Here is a 19836-nt window from a genome sequence, read left to right on the forward strand (position 1 = left end):
AATAAAAAGAGCCCGCTTACGCGGGCTCTTTTGCTTTAACAGCTAAAGCTGGAAAAGGGGCAGACCCACACGGGTCTGCCCCTTTTTTGTACCCTCGTACCTCTGCAACGGGGATAAACAGTGGGAAGAATATCTCCTCCAGAGAGAAGCACACTGGGATAGAGTAGAACCATGCAGTACCCCATGTTCTCCCACGCACCCGAGCCAGTCGATCAGCCGCAGCAGGCTAACGAAGAACGAACCGTAGCCCTCTACGTAGAGAGCATGCTGGAGCCTCACGAAGCATGGGCAGCACTCACCGAATACATTCACCTCTGGTGGCCCAGGCAGCTTATGCAGAGCGAGGAGAGCCACATCGACCTATCCACTGAGCTACTGCTCGAAGAGACCGCAGACGGTGACATCATTCCTGTAGCTCGAGTTGTTCAGCACGAGAACGAAGATGTCCTCACCATTGCGCCCTACCCGGGCACACGCCTAGGACGCCTCATGGGAGTAGCTGAAGAATCGGAAGAAAGCCTGAGCTTCATCCTGGATGCCCTAGCTCCGGAGACTGCAGAAGGACCGCTATCCCTACTCGAGATCAGTAGCGGCACTTACGCAGGTCGTGAGGACGAGGAACTGGGCATTTACGAGGAACACGAAGAAGCAGCCGCGCTACTCATGGGCGCGTATGCTCGCTTTATTGGAGCTGAACTCCAGAGAGAAGAACTATAGGGACTCGCGGATAAAAGAGGGTTCTCAACCCTGTAGAGTGGTATGTCATGAGCACCCAGGACCAGAACACCGCACAGCAGAAGGACGCACGCCCCATCTGGGTACGACTGCGCACCAACGCGGCTGCGGGAGAGGTGCAGCCTCAGCACTACACCAAAACCGATGTGCTGAAACAGAGCAATACCTGGTTCCGCAAACAGGGCGTACCCTTCATCATTCCTGCACGTCAACGTGCTCTCGATGCGTTCCCGCGCTCCGTGCCCTGGATCCTGTGGGCAAGCATCATGCACGTCTGTTATATCTTCCTACGCGATATCCTCATCTTTATCGTTGATGACTCTAACGGCTCCCTTCCGGAGTACGTTAGGGCTCTCACAACCGATACCGCACTGAATGAGGACATTATTCCCATGCTTGTGCTCGGCGGTATCTTCCTCGTGATGCCGATAATCTCCGGCGCGTTTATTGCCCTGGTACATCTGCTGATGGTGCGCACCCCGAAGTGGGTACAAATTACCACAGGTGCTTTTACCATACTCGTTGCAGGGGCTCTCTTCGCTGAAGGTACCTTCGAGCCCGGTAGCCTTGACGGCTTCGACCTCGTCTACGACGGCTCCCAAGCCTTCCCGCTCATCGTTATCGGAATCTACCTGTCAATCTTCCTGGGTGCAGACACCATAGTCGGCTGGTCGCTCAAGCACTCCATCCACCAGCTCGCCTCCCTGCCGCCCATGATTGCGAAAGTACTGCCCGTGCTCATGGTGTCCGTGCTCTTCATCTTCGTGAACGCAGACCTCTGGAAGCTCGCCAATGGGCTCAGTTTCCCGCGCACCTGGGCTGTTCTGGGGCTCATGGGGCTCCTCGCCGTATTCGTGGTCGTCACGACCTCCCTAGAGCGCACAGCGCGCCTTCTAGGACGCAACAGAGGTGACGACGTCGCAAGCTTTAGCGAGAACGACTACGAGCACGCCGCAGCCCTCGAAGGCGGAATCTGGAACACAGCCCAAGACTGAGTCGAAGAGAAGAAAATCCTCGAACACCGACCCCTCAAAATCGCGCCCTGGGGCAACCTCATCATCATCCCCATGATTGGGCAGATTATTCAGGCAAGCCTCTTCATGCTGCTCGTCTTCGGGTTCTTCATGGGGTTCTCATCCATTGCCATTAGCGACTCCACCATCGAATCGTGGATGGTAGTCAAGCCCGAACACCTCAAAATCCTCGGCGTAGACACCAACATCAACGCCGTGGTCATCAAGGTGTCCATGATCGTTGCCGTGTTCTCCGGGCTCAGCTTCGTCGCAACCACCAGTAGCGACGAAAAGTACGCCCGGAGCTTTCTCAAGCCCATGATTGAGCGCATCAAGCACATCCTGATTATTCGCGATATCTACCTGGGTCTACTCACCATGTCCAAAAACGAAGTACTCACACCCCTCAGCGAGGAGGAGACTGCGGAAAAAGAGCCTGACAAGGCATAAAAGATTAATGGGTAGGCAGGTTCATCGTCAGTAGGTTGAACACCAGGTACGCCATGAGAAGCGCCACCGCCGCATCCAAAATGCGCCACGCCGAAGGGCGCGCAAAAAGCGGACGAAGTAGACGCGAACCGTACCCCAACATCAAAAACCAGATTAGGCTACCGCAACAGCAGCCCAGGTAATACCACCAGCGGCCGGGATCGCCCTGCGTATTAGCCAGAGAACCGAGGAAAATCGTTGTGTCCAACCATGCCAGCGGGTTGAGGTAGGTGACCGCCGCCGTGGTCAGCAGGGCCGCCTTCAAAGACTGCGCATCCTCGGTACCCTCCTCAACGACAACCGCATGCGGGGTGAAAACACGCTTCGCCGACTCGTAGCCGAACCACGCCAAGAACGCTGCACCCACATAGCGGAACACCTCAATAAACCACGGCGCCGCATCCAGCAGAGCACCAAGACCCACGATACCCAAGCCAATCATCAGAGCATCCGAGAGTACGCAGAAGATAATAATCGGGGTAATATGCCTGCCTAAAATACCCTGACGCAGCACAAAAGTTCCCTGGGCACCAATAGCCGCCACCAAAGAAATCGTGGTGGTAGCACCCAGAAACAGCAGGGACAGGGAGGTAGACATGGTGAAACTTTCTATGCGGGTCAAACGGGGCACGGGCTTCGCGGATAGTGCGGGCGGTGGTTCCTCTAATACCAGCCTGCCAGGCAAAAGCATGCGACACGGGAATATCACCCCGTCAGCTACAGTGTGAAGCACCAGAGACGAGAATACGGGAAAACAAACCCTAAATCTATCTAAATATTTTCACACTGCGTAAGATATTCTTATGACACGTTTCAGTACCGACCAGCTCACTACCTTCGCCACCGTCATCGAATACGGCACCTTCGACGCTGCGGCAGATGTTCTGCGGGTGAGCCCCTCCGCCATCTCCCAGCGCATCAAAGCCATGGAACAGATCGCCGGAAAGGTTCTGCTGCGCCGAAGCAACCCCGTCACCCCCACCGACGCCGGACAAAGCGTGCTGCGCATCGCCCGACAGAGTGAGTTTCTGCAGCGAGAAATGGAACGCGAACTCATGGGCGCCGGCGGCTTTCAGAGCGTCTCCGTGGCGGTCAACGCCGACTCGCTCGCCACCTGGTTCATCGACGCCGTCGGAACCCTCAGCCGCGAAGACAGCATCTTCTGCGACCTGCGACGAGAAGGTGAATTCCACTCCTCCGCCATGCTCCGATCCGGAGAAGTCATGGCAGTCATCACTTCCAAACCCGAAAAAATCCCCGGCTGCTCCGTCGAAACCCTCGGCGTAGCACGCTACTGGTGCGTCGCTACCCCCGACTACGTACAGCGATACCTCCCCGGCTGGCCGAACACCATCAGCCGCGAAGAACTCAACCACGCCCCCGTCGTCGAATACGACCGCAAAGACTTTGTGCAGGACGTGGCGCGAGCCCTCATCGAACAAGAAGTAGGACTAGAAGCCGAAGAAACCTTCACCCAAAGCCCCACCATCTACATTCCCTCCTCCCCGGACTACGCGCGCGCCGTCAGCGCCGGTATCGCTTGGGGCCTCATCCCCGAAGCGCAATGCGCCGAAGAACTTGCAAACGGGCACCTCATCAAGCTTGCCGCAACCCCCGTAGAGTTCCCCCTCTACTGGCAGCGGTGGAACATCAACTCGCCCGTTATGGAGACCGTGACCCGCCGCGTCCACGAAGCAGCACGAGGCGACCTCATCTACTAGGAGATGCCGCATGAACTTTATGGAACGCCACCAGGTAGCCCTCTACCTTGCATCCATGGCTGTGGGGGTTGCCTGCGCGGGACTGCCGGGGTGGAGTCACGCCTCCGAACAGCTCGTACCCTACGTGCTCGGTGCGCTACTGTGGACGAACTTTGCCCTCATGCCGCTGACCGGTGTGCGTACCGGTCAGTACACGAAGCTCACCCGCACGGTGGTGCTGGTGGCTACCCTTGGAACTCCGGTTCTGGTTGCGCTGCTTGTTCCCCTCTTTATTCATGAGGGCGGTCCCGTTGCTCTCGCAGCTGTCATTGTTTTGCTGGCGCCCTGCGTGGATTACGTGGTCGTTTTTACGTGTATTGCTGGAGGGGAATATCGCGGTTTGCTGGCGGCAACGCCCTACCTGCTTGGTGCCCAAATCATTTCTATTCCATTATGGACTAGTATATATGCATATATAGGAATATTAGATATTGGGGTGATGGGAGAAATATTCCCCCTCCCCGCTGAAAGCTACCTCAGCCTCGCCCCGCTCATCGTGCCCCTAGTAGCCGCCTACCTTACGCAACGATGGTCAACCCGCTCACCGCAGCGTCAACAAACCTACGAACGCGTACGCAGCATGAGCGATGCCGCAATGATTCCCCTCATGTGCCTGCTCCTTGTGCTTATGTGCTCCGCCTACGCTCCGGCGGTGCTCAACCAGGCGCAGCTCATTCCCCGACTCGCCGGACTCTACCTCACCTACGCCATCCTTGCAGGAGGCGCCGCATGGTTCCTCAGTAAGGTGATGAGCCGACCGGAGCGCATCTCCGTAACCTTCAGCGCGGTCACCCGCAACGCCCTCATCATCTACCCCGTCGTCGCGCTCTGCGCACAACGCCTGGCACACAACGGGAACCCCGAAGCGAGCCTCATGGGCGCCACCGTACTCACTCAAACCCTCACCGAGCTGCTCATCATGGTCGCCATGACCGCAATCTTCCGGGTCAGAACAAAGACAGGTAACGCGGAGGCGCTCTAACTCCAGCCCTGCCAAACAGGCGAAACGTATAGAGAGGCGGCCGCCCCATACGGGACGACCGCCTCTCTATAAGCTCTAACGCCTAAGCCCTAATGCCTAAGTCTTAACGCCAGCGAGTCATCATCAGCATGCTCACCATCATGGCGCCCACACCAACGCTCACGTTCCACATACCCAGATCAGGAATCGGGAACAGGCCCTGCGTAATGTAGAAAATAATAATCCACAGAATGCCCACCGCCAACAGCGAGAACATAATCACGCGGTACCACAGCGGAGTCTGCTCCTTCAGCTGCGTGCCGCTCTCCATCTCACGAGCAATCTCACGCAGACGCAGCTCGCTCGCATCCTCCACCTCAGACTTAGCAGACTTCTGAGACTTCTTCTTGGACGATGCCTTAGCCGAGTTGGTCGACATACTTCCTCCGCTTATTGTTGTATGGGTAACCTAAAAATATATGTTCACACCTATCTTTGCAGACTTACGGGATGATTTCACCTTCTCCCCGCGTTGAAAGATAAGGAACGCCACCCGGCGCCCAAGAACATACACAACCCAGAGGACAGAGGAGAACGCATGAGTCAAGGAACGGCACCCACCGCAGAGCGCCGCCCCCGTAGCGTGCTGCACTGGGTCATCCAGATTACAGGCGAACTCCTCATCACCATCGGAGTCGTACTGCTCCTCTTCGTTGCCTGGCAGCTCTGGTGGACCAACATCGACGCCGACCGCACCCAATCCCAAGCCGTCAGCACCCTCGTTCAGGAGTTCGACTCCAATCCCGGTGAATCCGTCCCCGACTGGGACCCCAACACCCCGCCCGCCGGCCTGAGCGAACCCGGCCACGGTGAAGTCTTCGGCGTCGTCTACATCCCCAAGTTCGGATCCGACTACCAGCGCCCCGCAACCCAGGGCACCAGCTCCGACGTGCTCGACTCCCTCGGACTCGGCCACTACGACGGAAGCGCCATGCCCGGACAGGTCGGCAACTTCTCCCTCGCAGGCCACCGCCAAACCCGCGGTAAAGTCCTCAACGACATCGACCTGCTCACCGAAGGCGACCACATCTACGTGCGCACCAAAGACGGCTACTACACCTACACCGTCTACAGCCACGAAATCGTGCAGCCCGACCAAGTAGAAGTCATCGAACCCGTCCCCGGCCAGCCCGGCGTAGCACCCACCGAGCGCCTCCTGACGCTCACCACCTGCCACCCGCGCTACGGCGACACCGAACGATACATTGTCCACGCCCGCTTCGAATCGTGGCGGCCCGCAGCAGCCGGAGCGCCCGCAGAAATTGCCGCCTCCGTCGCAAAATCCTAAATCTGAGAGGAAAAGCAGATGTACGCATGGATTTTCCGCCACCTCCCCGGACCCCTATGGGTTCGCATCATTATCGCCATCGTGCTGATACTCGCCGTAGTCTACCTGCTCATGGAATTCGTCTTCCCCCACTTCGCAGAGTACGGCCCCTTCAACCTGAACGTCACCATCAATCATTAGCGCTAAGGACGTGCCATGACCCGCATCCTTGTTATCGACAACTACGACAGCTTCGTCTTCACCCTCGTCGGCTACATCCAGCAGCTCGGCGCTGAAACCACCGTCATCCGTAACGACGAATACGAACTTGACGAAGTCATCAAGCTCGCCGAAGAACACGACGGCGTGCTCGTCTCTCCCGGCCCCGGTGCCCCCGCAGAGGCGGGCGTCATCATCGACACCATCCGCTGGGCCGCCGAAGCGAAGAAGCCGCTACTGGGCGTCTGTCTCGGCCACCAGGCCATCGCGGAGGCATTCGGCGGCACCGTCACCCACGCCCCCGAACTGATGCACGGCAAGACCTCCCGCCTCGTGCACGAGAACGTCTCCGTGTTCAAGGACGTGCCCTGCCCCTTCACCGCGACCCGCTACCACTCCCTGGCGGTCGTACCTGAAACCATGCCCGACGTTCTGGAAACTACCTCCACCACCGATAACGGCATCATCATGGGTCTGCGCCACCGCGAGGCCCCCATGCACGGCGTGCAGTTCCACCCCGAATCGGTCCTGACCGAAAGCGGATACCTCATGCTCGGCAACTGGCTCGAAGAAACCGGTCTGCAGGGAGCCGCAGAGCGCGCTAAGAGCCTCTCGCCCCTCATGGCCAGTACTTCTTAGCTTTAGAAGCCCTCAGTGGCTTGTATCGCCTCCAGAAGCCCCGTAGCAGGCACGCTACAGGGAAACTGGAGGCGATAACTTTACCCCTGCACACTTCCTAACCCGAACCCAGGTACACAAAAAGGGGCGGCGCCCCACACCCAACGGTGTGGAGCGCCGCCCCTTTTTTGCTAACCGCTAGAACCCCTTAACGGGCATTCGCGTTAGCGTTTGCATTAGTTGCGTTGTCCGCATTGGTATTCGCGTTAGTACCCTGAATCGTACGGGTACCCGCAGTAGCGGATGCAGCCGGTGCCGGAGTAGCCGAAGCGGTAGAACGCTGCTGGTTCTGGTTACCGGTCGACGCTGCCGGCTGAGTAGCCTGCTGGTTAGCGGCGGTAGAACGCTGCTGGTTAGTGGTGGTCGCCGCAGAGTTCTGGTTGCCGGTCGACGCTGCCGGCTGAGTAGCCGCAGCAGTCGGCGCAGTCGTCTGAGTCGGAGTAGCTGCCACGCGAATCGTCACAGTGCTGTTCTGAGCCACCAGAGTACCTGCCGCAGAGCTCTGCGAAAGGACGGTACCCGCAGGACGCTCAGTGGTCTGAACGGTCTCAATGTTGGTGTTCAGCAGAACATCCTGAGCAGTCAGAGCAGCAATCGCCTGATCCTTGGTCAGACCCACCAGCGAGGGGACCTTCACCTTACCGGAAGACAGGACGATGTTCACGGTGCTACCAGCCTCAACGGTCTGAGCGCCCTTGTCATCGGTCGAGCCCTTCTCCGGGGACAGCTCCACAACCATACCCGCAGGCACGGAAGCGCTCTCCACAGTGGAGACACGACCATCCACCAGACCCAGGTCCTTCAGAGCGTTACGGACATACGCCTCACTCTGACCCTGCAGGTTATCCGGCAGCTTGACCTTCTCCGGACCACTCGAAACGGTCACAGTCACGGTCGAACCCTTGTTAACCTTCGAGCCAACACCCGGCTCGACGCTGATCACGTCGCCCTTCTTGATGTTGTCAGAGTAAGCCGTACGGTAATCCAGCACGAAGCCCAAGTTACGCAGCTGGTTATCGGCATCATCGCGGGAAACATTCACCACAGCCGGAACCGAAACCTGCGGAACCTCATTCAGCTTGTTCTGGTAGTACAGCACCGAGCCGACACTGAAGACCAGCAGAGCCGCAATCAGAGTACCCACGAGGAAACGAACCCACGCACGCTTACGCGGCGAAGACTCATCGTACTCGGCGTACTCCTCATCGTCGTACAGTTCCTCATCATCTTCATAGTCGAAGAAGCCGTTGAGTCCACCATCCTCCACCGAAGCCTCAGTGATCGAGGTGGTGTACGGGGCGTAATCCTCACCCAGGGAAGCAGTAGTCGCCGAAGGAACGAAAGCAGTAGTCATCGCTGCATCCTGAACCACGGTCTCTTCACCCGGGCGAACAACCGACACCAGAGCCTGAGCGAACTCAGCCGCGCTCTGATAACGCTCATCCGGGTTCTTCGCCAGACCCTTCAGAATCACAGCATCCAGACCCGCCGGAACCTCAAGCGGGGTGAACTTGCTCGGAGGCTCCGGAGCGTCAGAGAGGTGCTTAGCCGCCAAATCAACATTCGACTCAGCGTCAAACGGAGAACGACCAGCAATCATCTCGTAAATCACGCAGGCAGCAGAGTACAGGTCGCTACGAGCGTCAACATCCTTGCCGCTCACCTGCTCAGGGGACATGTAGCGTGCGCTACCCATCACCACGTTAGCCTTGGTTAGCGCCTCGCCAGCTTCCTCAATGGCACGGGAAATACCGAAATCCATGACCTTAATCTGGCCGGGCTGTCCCTTAGCGATATTCTCGCTGGTACGGTCCAGCACCATAATATTCGCCGGCTTAATATCGCGGTGAATAATGCCCATCGAGTGGCTGTACTGCAAAGCACCCAGAAGCTGCTCGGAATAGCCCAAAGCATCACGGACCGGCAGGTGGCCGCCACGGGACAGAATGGAACGCAGAGTGTGACCCTCCACGTACTCCATCACGATATAAGGAATAGCGGTGCCCTCATCCGAAGAATCAGACTCCTTGCCATCCTGCGAGGGGTTATACGAACCGGTGTCATAGACAGCAACAATCGCAGGATTGTTCAGAGACGCCACAGCCTCCGCCTCACGCTTAAAGCGTGCGCGGAACGTATCGTCCTGGGCCTGCTCCGGGCGCAGAATCTTAAGCGCAACCTTGCGGCCGAGGCGAGTATCCTCAGCAGCATAAACGGTTGCCATCGCACCGGTACCGATTACCTCGAGTACCTTGTAACGGTTATCAACCGTGTCGGGAACCGACAGGTCCATAAGTTCTCCTGGATCACTAAGACTAAAACTAAATCAAAATGTAGGGGCTAACGCGCCGACGCGGAAGCGGAAGCAGAAGCCGACGCAGACGGTGCAGCAGAAGCGCTCGCACTCGAACCCCTACCCGAACTGGAAGAGGCCACATACATGTCTACATTACTACCAACCGTGACCTTGGTGCCAGATGACGGGGTAGTACGAAGTACCGTACCGGGAGCTGCAGTGTCCGAATTCTCATAATGCAGAGAAACGTTCACCCCCAGAGCGGCAACAGCCTTCGACGCCTCATCAACGTTCTTACCTTCAAGGTTCGACGGCAAAGTCACCGACTTCGGACCGGTCGAATAGCGAACAGTCACGCTATTACCCTGCTCCAAAGTACCCGTCGGAGAAACCGAAATCACCGTGTTCTCCGGCTGAGTCGACTCAACGCCCTCAGTCTTGGGGGACAAGCCAAGGTTCTTCAGCTCGTTCACCGCATCCTGCAGCTCGCGACCCTCATAGTTAATCGCATTGACGGTCACCTTCTGCTTAGAAGCACGGGCAGAAGCAGACTCAGCCGGCTCCACCGTAGACACAGTGCCCGGGTTCGTCGGAACAGCAGACGAAGAAGCGCTCGGAACCGGATCAGTCGAACCGCCACCACTATTAGAGGAGAGGACCGTCCAAATACCGCCAGCAATCAGCACGATTGCCAGAAGCAGAGCAACCCACATCCACACGTTCGGGCCACGCTTCGCTGCAGGAGCAGGAGTAGACTTCACCCGACCCGACACGGGACGCATCGTCTGCGCACTCGTACGAGGAATCGGCGCCGTCGTCGGCTCCGGCGAGAAACGACCACCAGAACCAAAACGCGGAGCAGCAGAAGCACTAATCGGCTCAGCCGCAACATCCATAGCGGTCATCGCAACCGTCGCGTCGTCAGCGTTCTCCTCAGCCAAGAACTGAGCCAAAGAAGGAACAGCCTTCACCGCAGCCTTCAGGTCGCGGCGACGAATCGCATCCACCGCAGACGCCAGGGCGGTCGCATCCTTAGGACGCTGAGCCGGGTCCTTCGCCAACAGGCACATAATCAGCGCACGAGCCGGAGCCGGGATGGTCTCCGGAAGCGGCGGCGGCGGATCATTCACCTGAGCCAGCGCAATCGCAATCTGCGACTCACCCGTAAACGGACGACGACCCACCAAGCACTCGTAACCAATAATGCCCAACGAGTACATATCCGAAGACGCGGTAGCCGCCTGACCGGTCGCCTGCTCCGGCGCCAAATACTGGGCAGTACCCATCACCTGGCCGGTAGCCGTCAACGGCACCTGATTAGCCAGACGAGCAATACCGAAATCGGTCACCTTCACGCGGTCATCCGGAGTGATGATGAGGTTACCCGGCTTCACGTCACGATGCACCAGACCCTGCGAATGAGCCGCAGCCAACGCACGAGCCGTCTGAGCAATAAAGTTCAGAATACGATCGGGCGGCAGGGTAGTCTCATGCTCAATGATGCTCGAAAGCGGGTTACCCGGAACCAGCTCCATCACCAGGTACGCCGAGTTGTCCTCCTCGCCGTAGTCGAAAACATTCGCTACGCCGGGGTGGTTCAACAGCGCCGTATTACGGGCCTCAGCGCGGAAACGCTCCAAGAAGCCCGGGTCACCGGTGTACTCCTCCTTGAGGATCTTGACCGCAACGATGCGCCCAAGCACCTTGTCGCGAGCTTTCCACACCTCGCCCATACCGCCAATCGCGATACGTTCGGTTAGGGTGTAGCGCCCGCCCAAAGTGATATCAGCCGCAGGCCTCACTTGTTCAACACCGCCTCAAAGAGTTGCTTACTAGTACTGGTTGCCAGCTGGGCACCGGTCGCCACGTCAATATCCTCGTAGACCACAGCAATCGCAATCTGAGGATCATCAGCCGGCGCGAAACCGGTAAACCAAGAATTATTCAAACCTGCCGTGGTCTCCGCGGTACCGGTCTTACCCGCCACCTTCACACCGGAGACACCAGCATTACGTGCAATACCATTATCAACCGCATTCACCATCCACTGCTTTACCTGGTTAGCAATTTCAGGGCTAGTGGATGTACGCAGCTTCTCAGGAGAGAACTCCTGCAAAGTGCTCAGGTTGCTGGTCTTCACCGAACGAATCAGGTTCGGCTTCATCTGCACGCCGCCATTTGCAATCGCCGCAGAAGTCATCGCCACCTGCAGCGGAGTGGTCTTCACGTCGTACTGACCAATCGCCGACTGAGCCAGCTGGCTCTGCGTCAGATTCGACGGGAAAGTCGACTTAGAAACCGTCAAAGGAATCTTCAAATCCTGGCCGTAACCAAAATTCTCAGCGGTCTTCGCGATACGCTCCTGACCCAGGTCCATCGCAATCTGCGCAAACGGCGTATTACAGGACTGAGCCAAAGCCCACTCAATCGTCGCCTGAGTTCGGGTCGAACACTGACCGCCCGTATAGTTCGGCAGGGTAATGTTCGTGCCCGGCAGCGGCAACTGCGCGGGGTTCGCAATGACCGAAGATGCGTTGTACTTGCCGGACTCCAGCGCCGCCACCGCATCAATAATCTTGAAGGTCGAACCCGGTGAATAGGTGTTACCCGCAATCGCACGGTTAAACAGGGGGCTGTCCTCGTCGGAAGTCAGCGCCTGGTAATTCGCCAAAACCGAAGAGCTCGTATGAGACGACAGAAGATTCGGATCATAGGACGGCGAAGAAGCCATCGCCAGAATCTCACCGGTCTTCGGGTTCAACGCCACCACAGCACCCTTACGACCCTGCAACGCGTTGTAGGCAATGTCCTGAAGCTTCGAATTAATCGTCAGCTCCACACTAGCGCCCTGCGCGGAAGAACCGCTAAATAGCTGCGCCACACGGTCGTAGAACTGGCTATCGCTCGTGCCGGCAAGCTCCTTATCGAGTGCCGCTTCCAGCCCGGTCGCGCCATAAATCGTGGAGAAATAACCCGTCAGAGCCGCATACTTGAGCGGGTGGTTATACACGCGCTGGTAGTTGTACTCATCATCGGACTTCACCGACGAAGCAATCTCCGTACCGTCAACCACAATCGAACCACGTGCCGAACCGTAATTGTCGTAGAGTGCTCGAGAATTCCACTGATTATTCATCAGCGTCTTCGAATCGAAGAACTGAATATAGCTGAGGGTACCCATCAGCAGGACAAACACGCACGCGGCAGACATCCACATGCGGCGAATAGCCCTATCCATTCTTCTCACCTCCAGAATCCTTAGCCGTAATACGCGCCAGAACGCTAGTAGCACCCTCCGGCTCGTAGCTAGTGTCCGCATGGTCAATACCCTGCGGCGCATCGTAACCAGCCACCAGGTGAGGTGCGCGGGCACTATGTGAAATCGACAGCCACAGCGCCACAATAATCCAGTTAGCCACCAACGAGGAGCCACCGGCAGACATGAAAGGAGTCGTCAGACCAGTCAGCGGAATCAAGCGAGTCACGCCGCCAATCACCACGAACAGCTGCAGAACCATGACCGTAGACAGGCCAGCAGCCAGCAGCTTACCGAAACCATCACGAGTACCCAACGCCGCACGGTAACCGCGCGAGACCAGGAGCATGAACATCATCAGGATCGCACCCAGGCCCACCAGGCCCAGCTCCTCACCCAACGAGGAAATAATCATGTCCGAGTTAGCGTACGGGACGAGGTTCGCGCGGCCCTGACCCCAACCGCGGCCAAAAAGACCGCCGTAAGCCAGACCAAAAACGCCCTGCAGAATCTGACCCGAACCGCCAGGAGACGCCTGGTAAATCTCCGGATCAAAAGCGTGCACCCACGCATAAATACGGGCATGCACGTGCGAGACATAGTGGTACGCGAAATAGCCACCCACAGCCATACCAATACCCGCAACCACCAGCCACGAAATACGACCGGTCGACAGGTACAGCATCGCCATGAACAGACCAAAGAACATGATTGCCGAACCAAGGTCCTTCTGGAACACCAGAACACCCAGGCTCACAATCCACGCCAAGAACACCGGCGCCAAATCACGCAGACGCGGCAGATTAACCGGACCAATACGGCGACCAGCCACCAGAATCAGGTCACGGTGCGTCGCCAAATAGCCGGCGAAGAAAATCGCCAAAGTAATCTTCGCGACCTCACCCGGCTGGAACGTGCGGTTACCGATATGAATCCAAATACGAGCACCATTGAGCTCCATACCCAGACCCGGAACCAGCGGCATGATGAGCAGAACCATCGACAGCACCAGCGAGGTGTACGTGACTTTACGCAGCAGGCGGTAATCCCTGAGCACAAACACGATAATCGCGCACAGCACCATAGACACGCCAGTCCACATCAGCTGACCATCACCCACCGGAGCCGCAATCTGCGGATCCAGACGATAAATCATGGTCAAACCAATACCGTTCAGAGCCACCACCAGCGGCAGAATAAACGGATCAGCATAACGGGCGCGGAACTGCATGACTAGGTGAATCAGAAGAGCACCGGCACCCAGCACCACCGTGCACGGCAACCACTGGCTCTTCGACGTATCAAAAGCATGCTCCGGATCAATCAAGTACATGCCGAACGAGCTGATACCCACCGCCAAAACCAGCAGGAAAAGCTCCGTGAAACGGCGTGCACGAGGCGCGTCCGACTCACGACGGAACGAGAACTTAGCCATTGTTCTCACCGCCCTCTGCCGCAGGCGCGGAGGAAACCGTAGCCAGCTCAGGAGCCGGGGATGCCGAATCAGAGCCCGGTGCCTCAGAGCCCGGTGCCTCAGAGCTCGGAGCCTCACTGGGCGCCTCAGCACTCGGGGAAGCAGATGCCGAGGCAGACGCGGAAGCAGACGCAGCGGCCTGCTCAGCCTTCTCACGAGACTGATCTGCCTGAGTCTTCAAACGAGACACAATCTGGTGCGCATCATCCAGGTCCTTCGCCGTAATCGCATTACGCAACAAAGAACGAGTATGATCGCTCAGCTCACTCGTAGGAATATCGGTATTCTCCACCACGTGAGAAAGGCGAATCGGACCCACCGCATGCGGAATACCGTTGTACACCGCAACCGTGCCGTCACTCTCACCCACATAGTAGCTACGCTCCACATAGCGCAGACCGGTCCACGCAGCCAGCGTCAAAATAGCCGCAACCAGCAGAGTAATGAACAGGCGAATCGACCACGACCGCGGGCGCGAACGCTCAACAGTATCCTCAGCGATTAGCTCCTCCAGCTCAGCCGGCAGGGTCGCCTCATCAGACTCAACCTTCAAAGGCACACGCTGAGCCACCGTCGCACGATGCTCCAGGGTACGAGAAGTAACCGCCGGAATCATGCCGGTCTCAGTAGCCACCGAAGCGGCACCAACCAGCTGATGCGGGCGGGAACCCAATTCGCTACGCAAAATCGCAGCATTTGTAAGAGCCGCATCCACGGCGTTATCGTACGTACCGATATGGTGACGCACCGCCCCAGAACCACTGTGCAACAGGGTTCCAGAGAAGTCACGCGCACGACGGAAACGGCGCAACGACCGACGATGAGGCTCCTCAGAGTCCTCATCATGGTGCGCACCCAAAATAGCCTCAGCAGCCTCAGCCGTAGCAGCAACCTCGGGAAGCTTCTGAGTGTTCGTGCTGACCTCCTGCTCCGCCACAATCGAATCAGACAAAGCAGAATCAGGCAGGCTCGAAGGACCCACCGGCTCATCCACCGGCAGAACCTCACGGTCAATCACCTGCAGGGACACAACCGTCACGTTATCCGGAGCGCCACGCTCCAAAGTCATCGCAATCAGAGTGTCAGCAATCTCAGATAGGTCATCGGTAGAACGCATCACCTGCTCAATCTCCGATAGGGACACCACAGCATCCAAACCGTCAGAAGAGAGCACCCAGCGCTCGCCGGGAACAGCGTCCAGAGTCTTCAACTCCAGCTCAGGGGACGCATCAACATCACCCAGAACGCGCATAATCACGTTCTTATGGGGGTGGTTCTCCGCCTCCTGCGGGGTAATACGACCCTCATTGAGCAGACGCTGCACAAACGTATGGTCAGTAGAAATCTGCTCAAACTCACCATCAGCACCCGGACGCAGACGATACGCACGTGAGTCACCAATATGGGCGAACTCAATGCAATCACCATCAATCAGCAGGGCAGTACAGGTCGTACCCATGCCCGCCAGCTGCGGATCATTGGCCGCCAGCTCATTAATGATCAGGTTTGCGCTCTGAATCTCATCAGCCAGATAGACGCCGCCAGCACCATCTTCAAAATCGGGGTGATCGAGCGGAGTCAGATTCAGAACCGTCGTAGCCGACGCGACATCGCCGCCCACGTGGCCGCCCATGCCATCAGCAACGACAGCAAGGAAACGACCACCGTAGCCGGAGTCATCATTCTTCGAGCGTTTCAGACCCGTATCAGAGCGGGCCTCAAAACGAAAAGCAATCTTCATACACTAGCCCCTCAACTGCATGGTGGTACCGCCAACGCGGAAATCATCACCGGGCTCAATCGGGGTCGCACGAGTCAGACGCTCGCCATTGACGAACGTACCATTAGTAGAATTCAAATCCTCAAGGAACCAACGGGAACCCTGAGGGAACAGACGCGCATGGCGGCCCGAGGCGTAATCATCCTGCAGGGACACCTCAATGTCATTAGCGCGGCCAATAGTAATCGGGTGGTCCCCCAGCTGCATCATCGCGCCAGCCTGCGCACCGGCAGTAATCACAAGCTGCGAAGGGCGAGTCGGCGGAGGCGCAATATGGGTAGCCTCCGGAACCGCATCAACCGGTGCCGCACGGTAGTTCTTACCCAAACCAAGGTCACGGCGAGCCGCCGAAACCACCAGGAAAACAAAGAACCAAATCAGAGCCAGAAAAGCGTAACGAAGGATAGTAACGGTCAATTCAGACGCCATTAACGGACACCTCCGGTCGAACTATGGAAGATGATGCGGGTATTACCCATGCGAAGCAGCGAACCGTTCGCCAGCACCACCGGCGCACGCAGAGGCGCACCATTAATCAACGTGCCGTTAGTAGAACCCATATCGGAGGCGACCACCGCACCACCCTGCATCGAAAGCTGCAGGTGACGGCGAGAAACACCCTTATCGTCCAGGCGAAGATCAGCATCAGAACCGCGACCCAGCACAAACGGCAGGTGGTTCACCGGGTGCATACGACCCTCAATCTCCAAGAAGAAACGGGGGGCACCCGCTGCAGGGGATGCTACAGGCATATTCAGGCGAGCCGCAGGAGCCTGCTGAGGCGCAGGGCTCGGTACGGGCTGAGCCTGCTGAGCAGCCGGCTTCGTAATGCGGGTCGGCAAAGAAGATTCACGCGGCGGACGCACCGGCGCGTAGTTAGTAGCACCGCGCAGAGACGGCGACGCCGGAGCCTCCGGCACAGAGAACGGCTCGAAAGTCGCAACAACCTCAAACTCGCCCTCAGAGAGAGAATCAAGAACGTTGAAGGTCACGCGAACCGCGCCAATGAGGGTGTAACCCTGAGCGCGGGCGTGCGAAATCGCCAAATCGCACAGCTCAACAGCGAACGGGTTGCCCCACTCGCGCACGCGCGGGAAATCGACCGGCGCGAAACGCAGAGTGTAGACATTAGGAGCCATGGTGCGACCGCTGCCGTCCACGTAGGACTCGTCATCCATCATGATGCGGACGCGGTTAGCGACATCCGCCTTCGCAAAGGTGCCGAAGCCCTTGGAAAGGCCGACAGTGCGACCGATGCCTTGCTCCAGCTTGCCCAGCTTGTCGAAAAACTTCATGCCGCCTCCTTCTCAACGACCATTCCGAGCAACAGACCGCGCAAACGGTCTTTATCCGAAAGGCTCAGTTTAACGAGCGTGTCTGTGCGTTAGCTGTGTGTCCTGTGAATGAACACACCCGATTCTATTTTAGGTGATGCACTCGCCATCGCTCTGGAACCCCGTCATTTAGCGGGGGATTGGTTATGGATATGAAAAAATCCCCGGTTCTTTCGAACCGGGGATCGTTGGTGCGCGAGGGGGGAGTTGAACCCCCACGCCCTCACGGGCACACGGACCTGAACCGTGCGCGTCTGCCTATTCCGCCACTCGCGCATGTGTCTTACGGTGTATCACCGCAGGCAACACATAAAACTATACGGACTGCATGCAGTGCTGTCCAATTGAGAGAGTGTGACCTTCGTTACTTGTGCTGCGTGGAGGTGGTGGTGGGGTGCTCAGGAAGAGCCTCCGAGCCGTTACCAGCCGCCCTCCTTGGAAGCCGCCGTATCGGAAGCAGTCACCTCGGAAACAGCCGCAGAAGCCTGCGCTCCGCGTTCCTGTTCAGCACGCTCCCGATCGATGCGTTCCATGCGGGCACGCAACAACCACGTCACCGGACCCACATACGGCAGGCACAGCACCAGCAGAAGCCACTTCAGCTTCTGCACCTCCGAAAAATGCGGGTTCCGGTGAATCGTCACCAGGCACAGCAGTGCCAACGCAATACCCGCCAGAAAAACAACCGTGACCACCAGCTCCAGTACGGCATGCCAATCCATAAACCCTCCTAATATCCTCCCTAAGGATACAGACCCCGGATACGCCCCGGGATATGTATCAGGACGCACCCAGAACGTGCGCCGGCAGGCACGCTCTCCACACGCCCCTCGGGCACGCAAAAGGGCCCGCCCCGCACACGGCAGGACGGACCCTCCAACAATGCCTTACGCAGAAACCTACGCGCGGCTCACAAACTAGCGGCTAGCCTTCTTAGCCTTCTTCGCGGCACGACGCTCAGCAGTCTTCGCATCATACTCAGCCCAGAACTCACGGGTAGTCACCGCATCGGTGCCATCCCACGCCGCCAGATTCTTAATCTCCGGCATATCCGAAGCCTTGAAAATCGGCTCCAAACCAGCCTTACGCTGAGCCTCGTAATTCTTCAAGACCGCAACCACCTTCGGGGTCAGCAGCAACACGGCCGTCAAGTTCACAATCACCATGCCGGCATTCAGCATATCCGCGGTAGTCCACACCAGATCCAGCGAAGAAATCGCGCCGAAGAACACGAACACCAGAACCAGCGCGCGGAAAATAGTCATCGGCAGTTTACGCTCAGTCACGAAACGCATGTTCGACTCGCCGTAGTAGTAGTTACCGATCACGGTCGAGAACGCAAACATGAAAATAGCGATAGTCAAGAAGTGCACCGCCCAGTCGCCCAGCTGCATAGCCAGCGCCGACTGAGTCAGCGACGCACCACGAGAACGATCACCATAAGTCGGGTTCGACAGCAGCACAATAAACGCAGTCACAGTACACGCCATCATGGTGTCAAAGTAAACACCCAAAGTCTGAACGTAACCCTGCTTAGCCGGGTGAGAAATAGTAGCGGTCGCGCCAGCGTTCGGAGCAGTACCCATACCCGCCTCGTTAGTCAGCAGGCCACGCTTCATACCCCAAATCACGGCACCCATGGTACCGCCGGTCACAAACTCCTTAATGCCGAAAGCACCCTGGAAAATCATCAGCAGCATATTCGGAACCTCAGTGATGTTCAGCAGAACAACCAGCAGGCCCAGCAGCAGATACAGCACCGCCATAATCGGCACCAGCCACTCAGTCACCGAAGAAATCGCGCGAATACCACCGAAAATAATAGCCGCAGTCAGCGCCACCATAATCAGACCAATAGTGATGCGGAAGCCCATCGAGTTAGTACCCGAAACGTCAATATTGAACGAGTTCGCCGTAGCATCCACCACAGCATTCGTCTGAACCGCCACAAACACAAACGCGTAAGTGATCACGATGAACGCCACGAAGATATAACCCATCCAACGGGCATTCAGGCCGCGCTTCATGTAGTACGCCGGACCACCAATATAGGAATCCTTACCGCGCTCCTTGTACAGCTGACCCAGAAGGGATTCCGCAAAAGCGGACGCCGCACCAACAGCAGCAATAACCCACATCCAGAACACAGCACCCGGGCCGCCCATAGCAATCGCCAAAGCAACACCCGCAACAGTACCGGTACCCACACGAGAAGCAGCCGAAACAGTAAACGCACGGAACGAAGAAATGCTCTTCTTACCGTCAGCCTCACGAGCAACCGGGTCACCCAGGACACGAACCATTTCCTTAATGGAACGCCACTGCACACCGCGAGTGCGAATCGTAATGTACAGACCAGCCGCAATCAGAGCGTAGTAGAGGAAGTTACTCCACATCCAGTTCTGCACAGCATCCACGGAGGAAGTCAGTCCCGCAGTCTGCTCATTAATGTCCCCGATGATATTCAGAAGAAAATCCACTCGGTACTCCAATCTTGAAAGCAAAAAGCCCGCA

General features: G+C 57.5%; 19 protein-coding genes and 1 tRNA gene. 8 read left to right on the forward strand and 12 right to left on the reverse strand.

Annotation, left to right across the window (positions count from 1 at the left end):
• The first annotated feature begins 171 nt into the window (after positions 1-171).
• The 3 genes from AB8E48_RS06600 to AB8E48_RS06610 all read left to right on the forward strand — a co-directional run bounded on the left by AB8E48_RS06600 (position 172) and on the right by AB8E48_RS06610 (position 2198).
• Positions 172-717: a GTPase gene (locus AB8E48_RS06600; RefSeq protein WP_368886179.1), complete on the forward strand. Its 546-nt coding sequence runs from the start codon at positions 172-174 to the stop codon at positions 715-717.
• Positions 718-764: 47 nt separating this feature from the next.
• On the forward strand, positions 765-1730 hold the full coding sequence (locus AB8E48_RS06605; protein ID WP_368886180.1) for a D-mannonate dehydratase: 966 nt from the start codon (positions 765-767) through the stop codon (positions 1728-1730).
• A 72-nt stretch (positions 1731-1802) separates the two neighbouring features.
• Positions 1803-2198: a hypothetical protein gene (locus tag AB8E48_RS06610; RefSeq protein ID WP_368886181.1), complete on the forward strand. Its 396-nt coding sequence runs from the start codon at positions 1803-1805 to the stop codon at positions 2196-2198.
• A gap of 4 nt (positions 2199-2202) precedes the next feature.
• Here the strand turns inward: AB8E48_RS06610 and AB8E48_RS06615 are convergent, their stop codons facing one another.
• Complete coding sequence (locus AB8E48_RS06615; protein ID WP_368886182.1) at positions 2203-2835, reverse strand: LysE/ArgO family amino acid transporter; 633 nt, start codon at positions 2833-2835, stop codon at positions 2203-2205.
• A 205-nt stretch (positions 2836-3040) separates the two neighbouring features.
• On the opposite strand from AB8E48_RS06615, the gene AB8E48_RS06620 reads away from it, so the two are divergent.
• Positions 3041-3958 (forward strand): LysR family transcriptional regulator ArgP, encoded by a 918-nt coding sequence (locus AB8E48_RS06620; protein WP_368886183.1) that lies wholly within the window; start codon positions 3041-3043, stop codon positions 3956-3958.
• A gap of 10 nt (positions 3959-3968) precedes the next feature.
• The gene (locus AB8E48_RS06625) at positions 3969-4979 is read left to right on the forward strand and encodes a hypothetical protein (protein ID WP_368886184.1); all 1011 of its coding nucleotides are present in this window, start codon (positions 3969-3971) and stop codon (positions 4977-4979) included.
• Positions 4980-5082: 103 nt separating this feature from the next.
• Here AB8E48_RS06625 and AB8E48_RS06630 read toward each other — a convergent pair whose 3' ends face one another.
• Positions 5083-5397 carry a cell division protein CrgA gene (locus tag AB8E48_RS06630; RefSeq protein ID WP_070684535.1) on the reverse strand — a complete coding sequence of 105 codons (315 nt, stop codon included), beginning with the start codon at positions 5395-5397 and terminating at the stop codon, positions 5083-5085.
• 159 nt (positions 5398-5556) lie between these two features.
• Here AB8E48_RS06630 and AB8E48_RS06635 point away from each other — a divergent pair, with 159 nt between their 5' ends.
• From AB8E48_RS06635 to AB8E48_RS06645, 3 genes are read left to right on the forward strand one after another with little or no spacing between them, the layout of a single operon-like run.
• Entirely contained in the window at positions 5557-6306 is a 750-nt protein-coding gene (locus AB8E48_RS06635) for a class E sortase (protein ID WP_314689448.1), read from the forward strand.
• 18 nt (positions 6307-6324) lie between these two features.
• Positions 6325-6486: a hypothetical protein gene (locus AB8E48_RS06640; RefSeq protein WP_005507386.1), complete on the forward strand. Its 162-nt coding sequence runs from the start codon at positions 6325-6327 to the stop codon at positions 6484-6486.
• Between the two features lie 15 nt (positions 6487-6501).
• Positions 6502-7143 (forward strand): aminodeoxychorismate/anthranilate synthase component II, encoded by a 642-nt coding sequence (locus AB8E48_RS06645; RefSeq protein WP_368886185.1) that lies wholly within the window; start codon positions 6502-6504, stop codon positions 7141-7143.
• Between the two features lie 187 nt (positions 7144-7330).
• Here AB8E48_RS06645 and pknB read toward each other — a convergent pair whose 3' ends face one another.
• The 10 genes from pknB to AB8E48_RS06695 all read right to left on the reverse strand — a co-directional run bounded on the left by pknB (position 7331) and on the right by AB8E48_RS06695 (position 19802).
• Positions 7331-9475: a Stk1 family PASTA domain-containing Ser/Thr kinase gene (pknB, locus tag AB8E48_RS06650; RefSeq protein WP_368886186.1), complete on the reverse strand. Its 2145-nt coding sequence runs from the start codon at positions 9473-9475 to the stop codon at positions 7331-7333.
• A gap of 47 nt (positions 9476-9522) precedes the next feature.
• Positions 9523-11280 (reverse strand): protein kinase domain-containing protein, encoded by a 1758-nt coding sequence (locus tag AB8E48_RS06655; protein ID WP_368886187.1) that lies wholly within the window; start codon positions 11278-11280, stop codon positions 9523-9525.
• Positions 11277-12716 (reverse strand): peptidoglycan D,D-transpeptidase FtsI family protein, encoded by a 1440-nt coding sequence (locus AB8E48_RS06660; RefSeq protein WP_368886188.1) that lies wholly within the window; start codon positions 12714-12716, stop codon positions 11277-11279. The genes AB8E48_RS06655 and AB8E48_RS06660 overlap by 4 nt, the downstream gene beginning before the upstream one ends.
• Positions 12709-14169 carry an FtsW/RodA/SpoVE family cell cycle protein gene (locus AB8E48_RS06665; protein WP_314925364.1) on the reverse strand — a complete coding sequence of 487 codons (1461 nt, stop codon included), beginning with the start codon at positions 14167-14169 and terminating at the stop codon, positions 12709-12711. Before AB8E48_RS06665 ends, AB8E48_RS06660 begins: the two co-directional genes overlap by 8 nt.
• Positions 14162-15949 (reverse strand): PP2C family serine/threonine-protein phosphatase, encoded by a 1788-nt coding sequence (locus AB8E48_RS06670; protein WP_368886189.1) that lies wholly within the window; start codon positions 15947-15949, stop codon positions 14162-14164. The genes AB8E48_RS06665 and AB8E48_RS06670 overlap by 8 nt, the downstream gene beginning before the upstream one ends.
• Before the next feature lie 3 nt (positions 15950-15952).
• A complete protein-coding gene (locus AB8E48_RS06675) occupies positions 15953-16417 on the reverse strand; it encodes an FHA domain-containing protein FhaB/FipA (RefSeq protein ID WP_005507379.1) in 465 nt (154 codons plus the stop codon).
• The gene (locus tag AB8E48_RS06680) at positions 16417-17283 is read right to left on the reverse strand and encodes an FhaA domain-containing protein (protein WP_368886190.1); all 867 of its coding nucleotides are present in this window, start codon (positions 17281-17283) and stop codon (positions 16417-16419) included. Before AB8E48_RS06680 ends, AB8E48_RS06675 begins: the two co-directional genes overlap by 1 nt.
• A gap of 228 nt (positions 17284-17511) precedes the next feature.
• Positions 17512-17598, reverse strand: a tRNA-Leu gene (locus tag AB8E48_RS06685).
• 143 nt (positions 17599-17741) lie between these two features.
• Positions 17742-18044 (reverse strand): PLDc N-terminal domain-containing protein, encoded by a 303-nt coding sequence (locus tag AB8E48_RS06690; RefSeq protein WP_368886191.1) that lies wholly within the window; start codon positions 18042-18044, stop codon positions 17742-17744.
• A gap of 195 nt (positions 18045-18239) precedes the next feature.
• Positions 18240-19802 carry an alanine/glycine:cation symporter family protein gene (locus AB8E48_RS06695; protein WP_298699670.1) on the reverse strand — a complete coding sequence of 521 codons (1563 nt, stop codon included), beginning with the start codon at positions 19800-19802 and terminating at the stop codon, positions 18240-18242.
• Positions 19803-19836 lie beyond the last annotated feature (34 nt).

The organism is Rothia mucilaginosa, assembly GCF_964211445.1.
In the GTDB taxonomy this organism is placed as follows: domain Bacteria; phylum Actinomycetota; class Actinomycetes; order Actinomycetales; family Micrococcaceae; genus Rothia; species Rothia mucilaginosa_E.

Coding starts and splice junctions, on each gene's coding strand:
- AB8E48_RS06600 (WP_368886179.1), top strand. CDS start 172: ATGCAGTACCCCATGTTCTCCCACGCACCCGAGCCAGTCGATCAGCCG.
- AB8E48_RS06605 (WP_368886180.1), top strand. CDS start 765: ATGAGCACCCAGGACCAGAACACCGCACAGCAGAAGGACGCACGCCCC.
- AB8E48_RS06610 (WP_368886181.1), top strand. CDS start 1,803: ATGATTGGGCAGATTATTCAGGCAAGCCTCTTCATGCTGCTCGTCTTC.
- AB8E48_RS06615 (WP_368886182.1), bottom strand. CDS start 2,835: ATGTCTACCTCCCTGTCCCTGCTGTTTCTGGGTGCTACCACCACGATT.
- AB8E48_RS06620 (WP_368886183.1), top strand. CDS start 3,041: ATGACACGTTTCAGTACCGACCAGCTCACTACCTTCGCCACCGTCATC.
- AB8E48_RS06625 (WP_368886184.1), top strand. CDS start 3,969: ATGAACTTTATGGAACGCCACCAGGTAGCCCTCTACCTTGCATCCATG.
- AB8E48_RS06630 (WP_070684535.1), bottom strand. CDS start 5,397: ATGTCGACCAACTCGGCTAAGGCATCGTCCAAGAAGAAGTCTCAGAAG.
- AB8E48_RS06635 (WP_314689448.1), top strand. CDS start 5,557: ATGAGTCAAGGAACGGCACCCACCGCAGAGCGCCGCCCCCGTAGCGTG.
- AB8E48_RS06640 (WP_005507386.1), top strand. CDS start 6,325: ATGTACGCATGGATTTTCCGCCACCTCCCCGGACCCCTATGGGTTCGC.
- AB8E48_RS06645 (WP_368886185.1), top strand. CDS start 6,502: ATGACCCGCATCCTTGTTATCGACAACTACGACAGCTTCGTCTTCACC.
- pknB (WP_368886186.1), bottom strand. CDS start 9,475: ATGGACCTGTCGGTTCCCGACACGGTTGATAACCGTTACAAGGTACTC.
- AB8E48_RS06660 (WP_368886188.1), bottom strand. CDS start 12,716: ATGGATAGGGCTATTCGCCGCATGTGGATGTCTGCCGCGTGCGTGTTT.
- AB8E48_RS06665 (WP_314925364.1), bottom strand. CDS start 14,169: ATGGCTAAGTTCTCGTTCCGTCGTGAGTCGGACGCGCCTCGTGCACGC.
- AB8E48_RS06670 (WP_368886189.1), bottom strand. CDS start 15,949: ATGAAGATTGCTTTTCGTTTTGAGGCCCGCTCTGATACGGGTCTGAAA.
- AB8E48_RS06675 (WP_005507379.1), bottom strand. CDS start 16,417: ATGGCGTCTGAATTGACCGTTACTATCCTTCGTTACGCTTTTCTGGCT.
- AB8E48_RS06680 (WP_368886190.1), bottom strand. CDS start 17,283: ATGAAGTTTTTCGACAAGCTGGGCAAGCTGGAGCAAGGCATCGGTCGC.
- AB8E48_RS06690 (WP_368886191.1), bottom strand. CDS start 18,044: ATGGATTGGCATGCCGTACTGGAGCTGGTGGTCACGGTTGTTTTTCTG.